This window comes from Devosia sp. Root436, from assembly GCF_001426345.1.
In the GTDB taxonomy this organism is placed as follows: Bacteria; Pseudomonadota; Alphaproteobacteria; order Rhizobiales; family Devosiaceae; genus Devosia.
Genome location: NZ_LMEM01000009.1, coordinates 94,612 through 108,888, shown reverse-complemented (window position 1 = coordinate 108,888; position 14,277 = coordinate 94,612). Strand labels below are relative to the sequence as shown.

The window sequence follows — 14,277 nt, the reverse complement described above, 5'->3', positions numbered from 1 at the left end:
TGGCGGCCGCAGGGCCATGTCGCGTGCACTTGACACCTCCGCGGCAATGCTCCTATCAATGCCACCGTAATTTCATGGAGCGGTCCCGTGCGGGCACTCATTCTCGTAGTAGGCAGGCGCATCGGCAACGTGGGGTAAAACCCCGCGCGTAAGCTGGTGCGCCGAAAACAGGTCCCTGATGGGGCCTTTTTTATTGCCCGGTTTCTGCCGCTACGAGACTGGGCCAGGTGGTTAAGAAGGGAATTGACGATGGCCGAAAGAATGACCGGCGCGGAAATGGTGATCCAGGCGCTCGCCGACCAGGGAGTCGAACACATATTCGGCTATCCGGGCGGCGCGGCACTGCCGATCTACGATGCCTTGTTTCAGCAGGATGACGTGCAGCATATCCTGGTGCGGCACGAGCAGGGCGCGACCCACATGGCCGAAGGCTATGCGCGTTCCACCGGCAGGCCGGGCGTCGTTCTCGTCACTTCCGGTCCCGGCGCCACCAATGCGGTCACCGGCCTCACCGATGCGCTGATGGATTCCATCCCCATGGTCTGCATCACCGCGCAGGTGCCGACGACGCTGATCGGCACGGACGGCTTCCAGGAATGCGACACGGTCGGCATCACCCGCAGCTGCACCAAGTACAATTACCTGGTGAAGCGCGTGGAAGACCTGCCACGCATCATGCACGAGGCCTTCCTCATCGCGACCACGGGCCGTCCGGGGCCCGTTGTCGTCGACATTCCCAAGGACATCCAGTTCGCGCTGGGCGACTATTACAAGCCCGATCTCGAGACGCTGCGTCACCAGAGCTACCGCCCGCAGATGGATGGCGATGCCGATGCCATCGAGGCGGCGGTGGACCTGATGCTCAAGGCCGAGCGGCCGATCTTCTATACAGGCGGCGGCGTCATCAATGCCGGCCCGCAGGCCTCCGAGCATCTGCGCGAGCTAGCCGAGCTGACCGGTTTTCCAGTGACGTCCACCCTGATGGGGCTGGGCGCATTCCCGGCCTCCAATCCGCAGTGGATGGGCATGCTGGGCATGCATGGCACTTACGAAGCGAACCTGGCGATGCATGACTGCGATGTCATGATCAATATCGGCGCACGGTTCGACGATCGCATTACCGGCCGCGTCGATGCCTTCTCGCCCAACAGCCGCAAGATCCATGTCGATATCGATCCCTCCTCGATCAACAAGGTGGTGCGTGTCGACGTGCCCGTCATAGGCGATTGCGAGCGGGTGCTGGCCGAGATGGTGCGCGTGTGGAGGAGCAAGACCAACCAGCCGCGCAGCGAGGCCATCGCGCCGTGGTGGAAGCAGATCGACAAATGGCGGGCGGTCAATTCGCTCGGCTATAAAAACTCGGACACGGTCATCAAGCCGCAATATGCCATCGAGCGCCTCTACGAGGCGACCAAGAAGCAGGGCAAGGAAGTGTTCATCACCACCGAGGTCGGCCAGCATCAGATGTGGGCGGCCCAGCATTTCCACTTCGATCAGCCGAACCACTGGATGACTTCCGGCGGCCTGGGGACGATGGGCTATGGCCTGCCGGCCGCGGTCGGCGTGCAGGTGGCCCATCCCGATGCGCTGGTGATCGACATTGCCGGGGAAGCCTCGGTGCAGATGACGATGCAGGAATTGTCGACGGCGGTGCAATATCGCCTGCCGGTCAAGATTTTCATCCTCAACAATGAGCGTATGGGCATGGTCCGGCAGTGGCAGGACCTGCTGCATGGCTCGCGCTATGCCCATTCCTATTCGGAATCGCTGCCCGATTTCGTCAAGCTGGCAGAGGCTTACGGCGGAAAGGGGATTCGGTGCGAGAACCCGGCCGAGCTCGACGCCGCCATTGCCGAAATGCTGGACTATGATGGTCCGGTGCTGTTCGACGTGATCGTGGAGAAGGACGAGAACTGCCTGCCCATGATCCCCTCGGGCAAGCCGCATAACGAGATCATCCTGCCCGACACCGCCAATATCGGGGACATCATCGACGAGAAGGGGCGGGCGCTTGTCTAGGCGGCGCAGAGGAGAAAGCAAATGAACGCACATCTGCAGCCGACCGGCTCGGCCTATTTCATCACCAAGGAAACCCAGGAGATCGAGCGGCATACGCTCTCGGTCCTGGTCGATAACGAGCCGGGCATCCTGGCCCGCGTCGTGGGCCTGTTCTCGGCGCGCGGCTATAATATCGAAAGCCTCACCGTCAGCGAGACCGAGCACGGGCGGCGACTTAGTCGCATCACCGTCGTCGTCACCGCCACGCCCCGGACGCTGGTGCAGATCAAGCTGCAGCTCGAACGCCTCGTGCCCGTGCACAAGGTGCATGACCTGACCTCGGAAGGCGCCTCGCTGGAGCGTGAACTGGCGCTGATCAAGGTGGCCGGTTCGGGTGATCATCGCGCCGAGACGCTGCGCCTGGCGGACGCCTTCCGGGCGCAGATCGTCGATGCGACGGTGGAAAGCTTCGTCTTCGAGGTTACCGGCAAGCCATCCAAGATCGACAGCTTCATCGCGCTGATGACACCGCTCGGGCTGGTCGAAGTGGTGCGCACCGGCCTCGCCGCCATCTCGCGCGGGCCGCAGGGCATGTAATGCGTATCGGCTGCCTCCACACCGCGGACGGCAATGTCGCGGTGCTGGAGCGTGCCGCGGCAAAGCTCGGCGACGTGTCGTTGTGCCATGTGGTGCGGGCCGACCTGCTGCAGGCTGCCGGGCAAGCCGGCGGTTTGACAGCGGCGATAGCGCGCGAGACCCGCATGGCGGTCGGGGCTCTGGCGGATGATTGTGACGCCGTCTTGCTCACCTGTTCCAGCCTGGGCGGGGTGATCGATGGGCTCGGCGACGCGCCTGTTCCCATGCTTCGCATCGATCGGGCGCTGGCCGAGCATGCGGTGGCCGCAGGCGGCAAGGTCATCGTTCTTTGCACTGCGCCAACCAGTCTTGAGCCGACCGGCAACCTGTTCCGGGCGGCGGCGGGGCAGACCGGCGCGCAAATCGAATTGAGGCTGGTGCCGGATGCCTGGGCCGATTTTCTCGCAGGCGATGGAGCGCGTTACCATGCGCGCATTGCCGACGCCGTCGCCGCGGCATTGGCCGAGAGCGCTGCGACGGTGGCATTGGCGCAGGTGTCGATGGCCGAAGAGTTGGGGTCTTCGCCGCGCGTGCTGACCAGCCCAGCAATCGGGTTGGCTGCGGCGGCGATGCGCGTGTTCAGCTGTCGCTGATGGGCGTCATCACAAGGTTCGATTGGGCGGACCCATCGTGTTGGTGTATGGCAGGTTGCAAATCCTGCAGGCACGCCCATGACCCTTCTCTCCGTCAATCTCAATGCCGTCGCGCAACTCCGCAACCGTCGCGACCTGCCCTGGCCGAGCGTGGTCGGATTGGCGCGCGTGGTGCTCGATGCCGGGGCGAGCGGGGTCACGGTGCATCCGCGGCCCGATGAGCGGCACATCCGGCGCAGCGATGTGTACGATCTGGCCGACCTGTTGCGCTACGAATACCCGGCGGCCGAGTTCAATATCGAGGGCTATCCGAGCGAGGACTTCTTCACCCTCATCGACAAGGTAAATCCGCAGCAGGTGACGCTGGTGCCCGACGATCCGGCGCAGGCCACGTCCGACCATGGCTGGGATTTCCGCGGCAAGGGCAATTTCCTGACCTCGGTGGTGCAGCGCCTCAAGGCACCGAACCGGCGGGTTTCGCTATTCTGCGATCCCGATGCCGGTGTCGAGGGCGTGACCGCGGCGCGGGCGACCGGTGCCGATCGCATCGAGCTTTTTACCGGGCCCTATGGTGGCTGCCACGATGATCCCGATCGCGCGGTGCGCGAACTGGCGGCGCTGGCCCATACGGCCCAGGCCGCCCACCTAGCGGGCCTCGGGGTCAATGCCGGGCATGATCTGACGCTGGCCAATCTGCCGGCCTTCCAGTCGGCCGTGCCGCATGTCGATGAAGTGTCCATCGGCCATGGGTTGACGGCCGATGCGCTGCTTGTCGGTTTCGCCGAGGCCGTGCGGCAATACCGGGCGGTCCTCGGAAGCTAGGCGGGTGCCCAGCCTAGTCCGTATAGTTGAACTGGGCCAGTTCGCAGACATTGTTGTCATACTTGACCAGCTCCTCGCCGTCCTCGAAGACCGCGAGGAAGTCATATTTGCAGTAGCCACTGCCGTCGTCGATGTTGATGACGACGCTGTTACCTGCCGGCAGGATGTTGCGGCCCAATATGTCTTCCTCCCATGAGCGCGAGCCCTTGTTGGACGCATAGAACTCGACGATGTCGTAGGATGTGTAGTTGTTGATGCGCACGCGCCGGTCGATGGCGAATGCGTCGCCGACCCCAAAAGCCGAAATGGCCAATGCCAACAGCGCGGCCGAAAGTCTGGTCATGATGTCCCTCATGTGTCTGTGCCCAGCGGCTAGCTAAGCGCTGGCCACGGCTGCCGCCAACCCGCATTCATGGGGGTGACTCGGTGGAGATGCGGATTGTTGCCTCCTGTCGAACGCTCCGTCATCGACACGTGCCGATAGCGGGTTCCTGAGGGCAGGGGCGCCAGGATAACTGGAAAATCCTCAGCTATCTCCAATACTTACATGGATGTTCCCTAGGCAGGCCAATGTCCCCGCACCACAGCAAGGTGCCTCCTTGCGGGTCGTGGTCGAGGTAACTTATATCGCCTCAGTTACGATTTGTTACCAAGGAGGGCTCAAATGTCCAAACTCAAGATTGCCGTCATCATCTCGTCCACCCGCCCGACCCGCTTTGGCGACCTGCCTGCGCAGTGGATCCTGGAAAAGGCCAATGCCCGTCCTGAAATCCAGGCCGAGATCGTCGATATCCGCGACTTCGACCTGCCGTTCTTCGACGAAATGGCTTCCAACGCCTGGATGCCGTCGGCCAACCAGAACGCGGTCAGGTGGCAGAACAAGATCAGCGAATTCGACGGCTACATCTTCGTCACTGCTGAATATAACCGCGCCATCACCGGCGCGCTGAAGAACGCGATCGACCAGGCCTATACCAACTGGAACAAGAAGGCGTTCGGCGCCGTCGGTTACGGCTCGGTTGGCGGCGCGCGTGCCATCGAAAATCTGCGGACCATCGGCGTCGAGCTGCAGATGGTTTCGACCCGCTCGGCGGTCCACATTGCCGGCGCCGACTTCATGGCCGTGCATCCCGGCTTCGGCGGCACCAAGTCGCTGAACGATCTGGAAGCCTCGATCGGCAATTCCGCCAAGGACATGCTCGACCAGCTCGTGTGGTGGGGTACGGCCACCAAGGCGGCGCGCAATGACGATGCCGCTGCCGCCCAGGCCGCCGAATAAGCTTACGGAGACCTCCATATCTTCGTTTACCGGCAGGAGCCGCTCCGAAAGGGGCGGCTCCTGCTGTTTCATGTCCCATGACCGCTCCAGGGGGCCTGGTGGTTTTGAACCATTGTGAGGGGATTGTGTTGTGTGTGACGGTGGCGCGGTGTATAGCGGCGCCCGCCTTTGACAAGAGAGCACAAGGTTTATGACGCAGACGAACACGGCTGGCGGCTCCCCCGCCGGCGTCGATGCGAGCGACCTCACCAGCCACTCACATTCCCGCAAAGATCTTCCCATGCTGACCTTGGGCGCAATCGGTGTCGTCTATGGCGACATCGGTACCAGCCCGATCTATGCCTTCCGGCAGGCCATGCAGGTGCGCCCCGGCGCGGCCGAAAGCAGTACAGAGATTCTGGGGCTGCTCTCACTGATCGTCTGGGCGCTGACGCTGACCGTCGCCGTCAAATATGTGTTCTTCGTCACCCGGGCCGACAATAACGGGGAAGGCGGCACGCTGTCGCTGATGGCACTGGCGCGCAAGACCTTCACCAACCCCCCGGTGTGGATCACGGTTCTGGGCGTGGTCGGCGCTGCGATGTTCTTTGGCGACGCGATCATCACCCCGGCCATCTCGGTTCTGTCTGCGGTGGAAGGCGTGCAACTGGTAACGCCGGGTATGGCGCGCTGGGTGGTGCCGATCACGCTGGTCATCATTGTCGGCGTTTTCTTCGTCCAGCGCTTCGGCACGGCCAAGGTGTCGATCATCTTCGGGCCGATCACGGCTATCTGGTTTCTGACGCTCGGTATTTCGGGCCTTGTGCACATCATCGAACAACCAGGCGTGCTGTGGGCGGTCAACCCGTTTCTCGGCCTGCAGTTCCTGATCACCCATTTCGGCATAGCCTTCGTGGTAATCGGCGCCATCTTCCTGGCGGTCACGGGTGCCGAAGCTCTCTATGTCGATCTCGGCCACTTTGGCCGCAAGCCGATCGTGATGGCCTGGTTCGGTTTGGTCTTCCCATGCCTGTTGCTGAATTATTTCGGCCAGGGGGCCTTTGTTCTCGAGGTGGGTGTCCACAACGTTGAGAGCCCCTTCTTCGAGATGCAGCCGGAATGGGCGCTGCTGCCTTTTGTCGGGCTGGCGACGCTGGCCACCATCATCGCCAGCCAGGCCGTGATTTCTGGTACCTACAGCCTCACCCAGCAGGCCATTGCCCTCAACATGCTGCCGCGCATGCAGGTGCTGCATACGTCAGAAACCCAGAGCGGGCAGGTCTACATGCCCCAGGTCAACTCCATGCTGATGGTGGGCGTGCTGCTGCTGGTGGTGGCCTTCGGCAGCTCGGAAGCATTGTCCAACGCTTATGGAATTGCCGTGTCGGGCGTCATGGTCGTCACGCTGTCACTGCTGGTTGTGGTGATGTGGCGAAACTGGAAGTGGCACCCGGCTGCCGTTATCGGGTTCGGGCTGGTCTTTGCTTTGATCGACGGGGGCTTCTTCTCCGCCAATGCCGCCAAGCTGTTCCAGGGTGGCTGGGTGCCCGCGGTGGTTGCCGCCATGGTCGCACTGGTCATGTGGAGCTGGATGGCCGGCCGCCGGCGGCTGTCGGAAAAAACCCGGCGCGACGAGGTGCCCCTGGAATTCCTGGTCGATAACCTGCAAAAGAAGAAACCGACGCTCGTGCCCGGTACGGCAGTATTCCTTACCAGCGATATCGAAGGCGCGCCCACGGCGCTGCTGCATAGCCTCAAGCACTACAAGGTGCTGCACGAGCAGAATGTGATTCTGACCGTGCGCACGTCGCCCTCGCCGCGCGTGCCCGACAACGAGAAGGTGACCATCGATGCCTATAACGAGCTGTTCAGCCGCGTGGTGGTGACGTTCGGCTATATGGAAAGCCCCAACATTCCCAAGGCTCTGGCGCTGGGCCGCAAGCTGGGTTGGAAGTTCGACATCATGTCGACCTCGTTCTTCCTGTCGCGGCGATCGCTGAAGCCGGGGCCGAAATCGGGGAACCTGCTGCGCTACTGGCAGGACCGCCTGTTCACGCGGCTGGCCCGCAATGCCAGCGACGCCACGGAATACTTCCACATCCCGACCGGGCGCGTGGTGGAGATCGGAACGCAGGTGGTGCTGTAGGGAGTAGAGTAGCGAACAGGAGCCTGAAACTATTCGCTATTCGCTATTCGCTATTCGCTCTCTTATTTCACCATATCCGGGCACACATAGGGCACCTCCGCTACGGTGAAGCGCTGTTCCTGCACCTCTTCGCCGAGCTTGAGATTGAGCACCAGTTCGCTGTCGCTGACGCTGGCGATGTCGGCATTGATGGTCATGCCGTCCTCGTCCCAGCTGATGGCGCTGTCGGAGACCTGCTGCCATTTCGACAGCCGATAGGTTTCCCAGCAACTGTCGCTCACCAGCGTCCCGTCGCCGAGGAATATCTGCATGGGACCGGGCAGGGATGGGTCGGCGTCGGCGCGGACCCACACCTTGTTGAGCAGCGGGTTTTCGCTCTCGCCGATAGTATCGGTTGCGTCCTCGGTCGTGTCGTCGGCGTCCTGGGCGGTGGCGGGCAGGGTGGCACAGGTGCCGACGCCCCAGACGCTCATGAGGGCGATGATTGCGGCCTTGGTATCCATTGCACTGCTCCCTGTTGCCAGCTGATCTGGTGACGATGCCAGCGATGAACAAGAGTGGCCGGCCAATCGCGGCAAATTTGCGTTGCCGCGAAGGTCGTTTGGCGGAATTGTCCTGTCGTCAGGACGTGGCGAAGCCGCGCTGGCCGAGCGAGCGGTCGCGCTCGCGCACGCGATTGGTCGGTTTGGGCCACAGGTCATAGTCGTGGTTGCCCAGCTCGTGGCGGATATGCACTGGCCAGTTGGGATCGTCGAGCGCACCGCGGGCCAGGGCGATGAAGTCGGCCTCGCCATTGGCGATGATCTCCTCGGCGCGCCTTGCATCGCCCAGCAGACCCACCGCCATGCAGGGCAGGCCGCCCTCGTTGCGCACGGCGCTGGCAAAGGGCACCTGATAGTCGGCGGCAGCCGGAATGACCGCGCCTTCGAAGCCGCCGCTCGAGGCGTCGATGGCGTCGACGCCGCGAGCCTTGAGTTCACGCGTCAGCACAATGCTGTCTTCCACCTGCCAGCCGTCCGGGTGCCAGTCGCTGACCGAGAGGCGAGCCAGCAGCGGCTTTTCTGCCGGCCAGACGGCGCGGACGGCCTCGGTGACCTCCAGCAGCAGGCGCATGCGGTTTTCGATGGAGCCGCCATAGCGGTCGGTCCGCTTGTTGGCGAGGGGAGAAAGGAACTGGTTGAGCAGGTAGCCATGCGCGGCGTGGATTTCGACGATATCGAAGCCGGCCCGGTCGGCTCGCCTGGCGGCGGCGGCGAAGGAAACGATGACGTTGCGGATCCCGGCCTCGTCCAGCGCTTCGGGCTGGGTGAATTCCTTGTTTTCGGCATGGATCAGGGCGCTGGGCGCCACCGGGGTCCAGCGTTCGAAATGTAGCGCGAGCTTCTCTTCGTCGGTCTCGTCGAACCCCTTGCGCCACGGCACCGGCGTCGAGGCCTTGCGCCCGGCATGGGCCAGTTGGATGCCGGCGGCGGCGCCCTGGCTGTGCAGGAAGTCGACGATGCGCTTGAGCGGCGCGATCTGCTCGTCCTTCCACAGGCCCAGGTCGCCATAGCTGATCCGGCCCTCGGGAACGATGGCGGTTGCCTCCTGCATCACCAGGCCGAAGCCGCCAATGGCGAAGCGTCCGAGATGGACGAGGTGCCAGTCATTGGCGAAGCCGTCCTGTGCCGAATACTGGCACATGGGGGCGACGACCGTACGGTTGCGCAGGGTAAGGCCGCGCAATGTGGCGGGGGAGAACAGCTTGGACATAACAGGCTCTTGGTTGGTCTGCCGGAGATTGACGGTGCATAGATGCCCTGTCCGCAGTCCATCGGCAAGTGCCGATGGACGAACGCACTGTTGCAGCCAGCGCATGCAAGGCAATGTTTTCCGGCGGTCTTTTCGGCGCGGACGACGCAGGCTAGGCTCCGCCCCGAATGGGAGACCGGCATGAAGATCACGCTCGACCTCGATGCCCTTGTGAGCGAGGGCAAGCTGAGCGCCGCCGAAGCGGAACGGCTCAAGGGATTCGCGGCGGCCGATACGGGCGAGTTGGGCAGCAATGTGCTGTTCGCTCTGGGTGCAGCCGCCGTGGCGACCGGGATCGGCGTGCTGCTGCCGGCGCTCGAAACGCTCGTCGCGCTGGGCGCGGTGCTGTTCGCGGGCGGCTTCTGGCTCCGCATGGCGCGCGTGGCCCGCTGGAACGTGTTCGCGCAGATCGTCATGGTCATCGGAGCGCTGGCGCTGCTGGGCGGGCTGGGCGGCCTGTTCGGCGAGCAGCTCTGGGTGCGGATCGTTCTCACCGCCGCGACCGGCGCTGCCGCGATCTTGGCGACATCGGGCCTGCTGGCGGCCTTGGCGGTGTTAGCCTTTGCCGCCACGATCACCATCGATGTCGAGCTGTGGACGCCGACGCATTATCTTGCCGTCGCCATCGTGGCGCTGTCGGCGCTGGTGCTGGGGCTTTACCTGCTGTCGCTGCGGCTCAAGCCGGTCCATGAGCGGCTGGCCATCATCGCCATGCGCACGGCGATCCTGCTGGTCAATGTCGCTTTCTTCACCGGGTCCATCTTCGGCGACGACCTGCTGGGCTGGTCGGGGCTCTATTTCTCGGTGGCCTGGGCGATTGCGCTGCTGGCCTTCGGCTCCTGGGCGGTGTTCGCCAACCGGCGCTGGGTGGTCAATACGGTGGCGGTGTTCGGGGCTATCCATTTCTTCACGCAGTGGTTCATGGCGCTGGGTGCGCAGCCTTTCTCCATCCTGGGCGGCGGGTTGCTGCTGATCGTCTTCGGGCTGGCGCTGGCGCGGTTCAACCGCTGGGTCGGCCTCCGCCGCGCCGACGCGCAGAAAGCATAGCCATGTCCATCACCCGCATCCGCATGCGCGAGCTTATCGGTCTCGATGAACCCCCGATCAGCCTGGTCTCAAGCCGGGCCCAGTCCGCCGATGGCTATGTGGTCGAGCATCTGCGGCTGCGCCTCGGCGAGATCGAGGTTCGCGGCATCCTCACGCGCCCGGCCGATAATTCCCGCCGCCTGCCGGCCATCCTCTACGGCCATTCCCATGGCGGCGGCTATGCCATCGGCGCCAGCGAATTGCTGGATGGCCGCGAATACCTGCTCGATCCGCTCGGGCCGGTTTTCGCTCGCGCCGGCTATGTCACGCTGTGCATCGACATGCCGGTCTTCGGCGAGCGCGCCACGGTCAGCGAAGGCTATGCGGCCAAGGCGCTGCTGTGGCATGGCAAGTCGCTGTTCGGGCAGATGCTGTCGGACCATGCGGCGGCGCTGACCTACCTGGCCGGCCGCGACGATGTCGATCCGGCCCGGATCGGCGCCTTCGGCATCTCCATGGGCTGCGTGCTCAGCTACTGGCTGGCGGCCATGGACGAGCGGATTGCCGCGGTGGCGCATCTCTGCTGCTTCGCCGATTTCCGCACCATGATCGAACTGGGCGCGCATGACGGGCATGGCATCTACCTGACCGTTCCCGGCCTGCTGACCGAGGCCGATGGCGGCAGCATTGCCGCGCTCATCGCGCCGCGCCCGCAACTGGTTTGCATTGGTGAAGCCGACAGCCTGACGCCGCCGGAAGCGGTGGCGCGCGCATGGGCCGAACTTGAACCGGCTTATGCGGCGGTGCCGGAGCGGCTGGAGCGGGTGAGCGAGCCGGGGGTAGGGCACCGCGAGACAGCGAGAATGCGCGCGGCAGCGATGGCCTTCTTTGCTGCCCATCTGGTGCAGCCCAAGCGGTGAATGGCGGATGAACAGGCCGTTCCGGTTGCAGCAAGACCACTTGTGGTCTGGTGCTGTTCAAACAGGAGGACGCCATGATCCGCACCGTCGCTATCGCCTTTGCCCTGCTCACCGTCACACCAGCCTTTGCCGCGTTGGAGATGATCGAAACGCAATTGAGCGTACCGTCGGCCGAAAGGGTCCTGATTGCAGAGGCGGCCACGCCCCAACCCAAGCCCAAGCCGAAGCGGAGGGCTGTCGAGGGCGGGGCATCCGACTATCTGGTCGTTACGCTCACGGACGCCTCATAACCGGAGGGCTGAAAGAAGAAGAATCCGACGGACTCCCCACAAATAGCACTTGCCTCGAACCGTACCGTACGGTACGCCTGCGGACGGAATTGGCCGAAACCGTTCGGCCCATAGCCGGGGACAAGCCGTGGCATTGACCATCAAGGTCAACGAAGAGACGTTCACTCCGCGCCAGCAGGCTGTGCTGACCGCGGCGCTGGATTTGCTCGTCGAAAATGGCGATGGCCTGACCATGACGGCGGTGGCGCGCCGCGCCTCATGCTCCAAGGAAACGCTCTACAAGTGGTTCGGTGATCGAGACGGACTGCTCACCGCCACCGTGCAGTGGCAGGCGGCCAAGGTGCGTATGCCGGTCGTCGATCGCAGTCATCTCAATGCCAAGGCCCTGCGCCTTTCCATCGAGCAGTTCGCGCGGGACCTGCTGACGGTCATCACCGGTGAAGTCTCCATCACGCTCAACCGCACGGCTGTCACCCATGCTGCCCAGGAAAAGGACAGCCTGGGCATCATCGTGCTGGAAAATGGCCCTCTGGCCATCCGCCGCCGGCTCAAGCCGATCCTCGAAGCCGGGCGTGATGCGCGCCTGCTGCGCTTCGAGTCCAGTGAAGATGCCTACCGCACCTTTTTCGGCCTCGTGGTCCGCGATGTGCAGATCCGCCTGCTGCTGGGCGACAAGGCGCTGACCCAGACCAATGTCACGGCCAATATCGAAGCCGATGTGAAGGCCGCAACCGACCAGTTCTTTGCCCTCTACGGGGCGAAAGCCAACCCATAACTCACATTTCCAGGGAGAAACCCATGCGCGTCTATTACGATCGGGATGCCGATCTCAACATCATCAAATCCAAGAAGGTCGCCATCGTCGGCTACGGTTCGCAGGGCCATGCCCATACGCTGAACCTGCGCGACAGCGGCGTGAAGGATGTCGTCGTCGCCCTGCGCCCCGGTTCGGCTTCGGCCAAGAAGGCCGAGGGCGAAGGCCTCAAGGTGATGTCGGTCGCCGACGCCGCCAAGTGGGCCGATGTCATCATGATGCTGACGCCGGACGAACTGCAGGCCGATATCTACAAGCAGCACATCGAGCCGAACATTCGTGACGGCGCCGCCCTGGCTTTCGCCCATGGTCTCAACGTGCATTTCAACCTGATCGAACCCAAGTCGACCGTGGACGTGATCATGATCGCGCCCAAGGGCCCGGGCCATACCGTGCGTGGCGAATACCAGAAGGGCGGCGGCGTGCCGTGCCTGATCGCCGTGCATCAGGACGCTTCGGGCAATGCCCATGATATCGCGCTGGCCTATGCCTCGGGTGTTGGCGGCGGCCGTTCGGGCGTCATCGAGACCAATTTCCGCGAAGAATGCGAGACCGATCTGTTCGGCGAGCAGGCCGTGCTGTGCGGTGGCCTGGTGGAACTGATCCGCGCCGGCTTCGAGACGCTGGTGGAAGCCGGCTACGCGCCCGAAATGGCCTATTTCGAATGCCTGCATGAAGTGAAGCTGATCGTCGACCTGATCTACCAGGGCGGCATCGCCAACATGAACTACTCGATCTCCAACACCGCCGAATGGGGCGAATATGTCAGCGGCCCGCGCGTCATCACCTCGGACACGAAGGCCGAGATGAAGCGCATCCTGACCGACATCCAGACCGGCAAGTTCACGGCCGAGTGGATGCAGGAAATCAAGGCCGGTGGCAGCCGCTTCAAGGCGACGCGCCGCCTGCATGACGAGCACCAGATCGAGGAAGTCGGCGCCAAGCTGCGCGACATGATGCCCTGGATCAAGGCCGGCGCGCTGGTCGACAAGGCCAAGAACTAAGCATCAGGACGGGGGCTTCGGCCCCCGTTTTTGTTTTTGGGCGACTTCTGGATCGCTAAGTCAGTTCGCGTTCAACTATCACTACCGCATCGTCCAGGAACGCGCGCAGAAGGCTTGGGTCGCTATATTTGATGTTGGCATCGCTTGCCGTATAGAATCGGTTGAGCTCCTCGTCGGTGAACTGGCCGCCTAGCATCTGGCGCAAGCAGGTCGCCAGTTCCAGCAACTCGGCCTGACGATTCGACCCGTAGAACTTGGAGAGGCCCCAGAGGATCATCTCCTCGTTTGATGAGTCGTAGTTGGGAGTGGCGTCTCGGACATTGTCGGCGAATTTGTAGAAAATCTTGGGAGCGCGCGATTGGATCATCTGACGAACTCTTCGTTCGGGGTCTCATTTCGTGGATAAGCGGTAAGCACGACATATCCCGGTGGAGACTGATGCCGGCGGATGAATACTTCTACCCAAAAAGTCGGGCGGATGACAAAGGGAGAAACGGTGTCCGAGCTGAAGGCTTCCCGCCCCGTCGGAAAGTCGAAGCGATGCAGAAGTGTTGCCCTGGATATTTGCCCGCTGATGACTCGTTGAACATCTTCTGCATTGAACCTTAATACTTGCGAGACCAGGTTGTTAGCTTCGCCGGGAGAATTAAAAGATCCTTCGGCAGGGTGAGCTTTTCCTGGCTTTTCTGCGCGCCAAAGCAATTGGTATGCGATGAGTTGCGTATTGCTTCTGGCGACGTGCTTGGCGAAACCATGCCCGCCCTTGATGTCCTCGCGTTCCAGATCGACATAATATAATCCCGGATTGTCGAAGGCCGATACAGCAACGCGGACGCGCGTCGGCACTTCCGCTGTAGGGCCACTATCAATCCATTGCCCGCCCATAGCCGATCCTGCTGGAGCGCGCGGCTGGTCTGGATTGAAATCGGCCTTGCGCATCGCCAGCTCGAGCCGGGCGAACTTGACAATGACGCGCAGC

At 63.0% G+C, this 14,277-nt stretch carries 16 protein-coding genes; 11 read left to right on the top strand and 5 right to left on the bottom strand.

Annotated features, from left to right (window positions below):
- The first annotated feature begins 249 nt into the window (after positions 1-249).
- From ASD04_RS05530 to ASD04_RS05515, 4 genes are all read left to right on the top strand, one after another.
- Entirely contained in the window at positions 250-2,019 is a 1,770-nt protein-coding gene (locus tag ASD04_RS05530; RefSeq protein WP_056253751.1) for an acetolactate synthase 3 large subunit, read from the top strand.
- 21 nt (positions 2,020-2,040) lie between these two features.
- Entirely contained in the window at positions 2,041-2,595 is a 555-nt protein-coding gene (ilvN, locus tag ASD04_RS05525) for an acetolactate synthase small subunit (RefSeq protein WP_056253749.1), read from the top strand.
- A complete protein-coding gene (locus ASD04_RS05520; RefSeq protein ID WP_056253744.1) occupies positions 2,595-3,227 on the top strand; it encodes a hypothetical protein in 633 nt (210 codons plus the stop codon). The genes ilvN and ASD04_RS05520 overlap by 1 nt, the downstream gene beginning before the upstream one ends.
- A gap of 78 nt (positions 3,228-3,305) precedes the next feature.
- The gene (locus ASD04_RS05515; protein ID WP_056253741.1) at positions 3,306-4,049 is read left to right on the top strand and encodes a pyridoxine 5'-phosphate synthase; all 744 of its coding nucleotides are present in this window, start codon (positions 3,306-3,308) and stop codon (positions 4,047-4,049) included.
- A 13-nt stretch (positions 4,050-4,062) separates the two neighbouring features.
- Here the strand turns inward: ASD04_RS05515 and ASD04_RS05510 are convergent, their stop codons facing one another.
- Positions 4,063-4,392 (bottom strand): hypothetical protein, encoded by a 330-nt coding sequence (locus ASD04_RS05510; RefSeq protein ID WP_200940235.1) that lies wholly within the window; start codon positions 4,390-4,392, stop codon positions 4,063-4,065.
- A 321-nt stretch (positions 4,393-4,713) separates the two neighbouring features.
- On the opposite strand from ASD04_RS05510, the gene ASD04_RS05505 reads away from it, so the two are divergent.
- Together ASD04_RS05505 and ASD04_RS05500 are read left to right on the top strand one after the other, a co-directional pair.
- Positions 4,714-5,328 (top strand): NADPH-dependent FMN reductase, encoded by a 615-nt coding sequence (locus tag ASD04_RS05505; RefSeq protein WP_056253737.1) that lies wholly within the window; start codon positions 4,714-4,716, stop codon positions 5,326-5,328.
- A 280-nt stretch (positions 5,329-5,608) separates the two neighbouring features.
- Entirely contained in the window at positions 5,609-7,453 is a 1,845-nt protein-coding gene (locus tag ASD04_RS05500) for a potassium transporter Kup (protein WP_156461173.1), read from the top strand.
- A 62-nt stretch (positions 7,454-7,515) separates the two neighbouring features.
- On the opposite strand, the gene ASD04_RS05495 is transcribed toward ASD04_RS05500, so the two are convergent.
- Positions 7,516-7,956, bottom strand: coding sequence for a hypothetical protein (locus ASD04_RS05495; RefSeq protein WP_056253731.1), 441 nt, complete (start codon positions 7,954-7,956; stop codon positions 7,516-7,518).
- 118 nt (positions 7,957-8,074) lie between these two features.
- Complete coding sequence (locus ASD04_RS05490) at positions 8,075-9,205, bottom strand: NADH:flavin oxidoreductase/NADH oxidase (protein WP_056253729.1); 1,131 nt, start codon at positions 9,203-9,205, stop codon at positions 8,075-8,077.
- A gap of 180 nt (positions 9,206-9,385) precedes the next feature.
- Here ASD04_RS05490 and ASD04_RS05485 point away from each other — a divergent pair, with 180 nt between their 5' ends.
- The 5 genes from ASD04_RS05485 to ilvC all read left to right on the top strand — a co-directional run bounded on the left by ASD04_RS05485 (position 9,386) and on the right by ilvC (position 13,298).
- Entirely contained in the window at positions 9,386-10,291 is a 906-nt protein-coding gene (locus ASD04_RS05485) for a hypothetical protein (RefSeq protein WP_056253726.1), read from the top strand.
- A gap of 2 nt (positions 10,292-10,293) precedes the next feature.
- Positions 10,294-11,190 (top strand): acetylxylan esterase, encoded by an 897-nt coding sequence (locus ASD04_RS05480; RefSeq protein WP_056253723.1) that lies wholly within the window; start codon positions 10,294-10,296, stop codon positions 11,188-11,190.
- A 74-nt stretch (positions 11,191-11,264) separates the two neighbouring features.
- Entirely contained in the window at positions 11,265-11,480 is a 216-nt protein-coding gene (locus ASD04_RS05475; protein ID WP_056253719.1) for a hypothetical protein, read from the top strand.
- Between the two features lie 127 nt (positions 11,481-11,607).
- Positions 11,608-12,255, top strand: a complete 648-nt coding sequence (locus tag ASD04_RS05470; protein ID WP_056253716.1) for a TetR/AcrR family transcriptional regulator — start codon at positions 11,608-11,610, stop codon at positions 12,253-12,255.
- Between the two features lie 23 nt (positions 12,256-12,278).
- Positions 12,279-13,298, top strand: a complete 1,020-nt coding sequence (gene ilvC / locus ASD04_RS05465; protein WP_056231961.1) for a ketol-acid reductoisomerase — start codon at positions 12,279-12,281, stop codon at positions 13,296-13,298.
- A 55-nt stretch (positions 13,299-13,353) separates the two neighbouring features.
- Here the strand turns inward: ilvC and ASD04_RS05460 are convergent, their stop codons facing one another.
- Together ASD04_RS05460 and ASD04_RS19330 are read right to left on the bottom strand one after the other, a co-directional pair.
- Positions 13,354-13,665 (bottom strand): hypothetical protein, encoded by a 312-nt coding sequence (locus ASD04_RS05460; protein ID WP_056253712.1) that lies wholly within the window; start codon positions 13,663-13,665, stop codon positions 13,354-13,356.
- Positions 13,662-14,237, bottom strand: a complete 576-nt coding sequence (locus ASD04_RS19330) for an RNase A-like domain-containing protein (protein WP_156461125.1) — start codon at positions 14,235-14,237, stop codon at positions 13,662-13,664. The genes ASD04_RS05460 and ASD04_RS19330 overlap by 4 nt, the downstream gene beginning before the upstream one ends.
- Between the last annotated feature and the right edge of the window lie 40 nt (positions 14,238-14,277).

What these genes read in the sequence shown, in the direction of transcription:
- ASD04_RS05505 (WP_056253737.1), top strand. Translation starts at nt 4,714, where the DNA reads ATGTCCAAACTCAAGATTGCCGTCATCATCTCGTCCACCCGCCCGACC.
- ASD04_RS05475 (WP_056253719.1), top strand. Translation starts at nt 11,265, where the DNA reads ATGATCCGCACCGTCGCTATCGCCTTTGCCCTGCTCACCGTCACACCA.
- ASD04_RS05530 (WP_056253751.1), top strand. Translation starts at nt 250, where the DNA reads ATGGCCGAAAGAATGACCGGCGCGGAAATGGTGATCCAGGCGCTCGCC.
- ASD04_RS05490 (WP_056253729.1), bottom strand. Translation starts at nt 9,205, where the DNA reads ATGTCCAAGCTGTTCTCCCCCGCCACATTGCGCGGCCTTACCCTGCGC.
- ASD04_RS05500 (WP_156461173.1), top strand. Translation starts at nt 5,609, where the DNA reads ATGCTGACCTTGGGCGCAATCGGTGTCGTCTATGGCGACATCGGTACC.
- ASD04_RS05515 (WP_056253741.1), top strand. Translation starts at nt 3,306, where the DNA reads ATGACCCTTCTCTCCGTCAATCTCAATGCCGTCGCGCAACTCCGCAAC.
- ASD04_RS05485 (WP_056253726.1), top strand. Translation starts at nt 9,386, where the DNA reads ATGAAGATCACGCTCGACCTCGATGCCCTTGTGAGCGAGGGCAAGCTG.
- ilvC (WP_056231961.1), top strand. Translation starts at nt 12,279, where the DNA reads ATGCGCGTCTATTACGATCGGGATGCCGATCTCAACATCATCAAATCC.
- ASD04_RS19330 (WP_156461125.1), bottom strand. Translation starts at nt 14,237, where the DNA reads ATGCGCAAGGCCGATTTCAATCCAGACCAGCCGCGCGCTCCAGCAGGA.
- ASD04_RS05480 (WP_056253723.1), top strand. Translation starts at nt 10,294, where the DNA reads ATGTCCATCACCCGCATCCGCATGCGCGAGCTTATCGGTCTCGATGAA.
- ASD04_RS05510 (WP_200940235.1), bottom strand. Translation starts at nt 4,392, where the DNA reads ATGACCAGACTTTCGGCCGCGCTGTTGGCATTGGCCATTTCGGCTTTT.
- ASD04_RS05495 (WP_056253731.1), bottom strand. Translation starts at nt 7,956, where the DNA reads ATGGATACCAAGGCCGCAATCATCGCCCTCATGAGCGTCTGGGGCGTC.
- ASD04_RS05520 (WP_056253744.1), top strand. Translation starts at nt 2,595, where the DNA reads ATGCGTATCGGCTGCCTCCACACCGCGGACGGCAATGTCGCGGTGCTG.
- ilvN (WP_056253749.1), top strand. Translation starts at nt 2,041, where the DNA reads ATGAACGCACATCTGCAGCCGACCGGCTCGGCCTATTTCATCACCAAG.
- ASD04_RS05460 (WP_056253712.1), bottom strand. Translation starts at nt 13,665, where the DNA reads ATGATCCAATCGCGCGCTCCCAAGATTTTCTACAAATTCGCCGACAAT.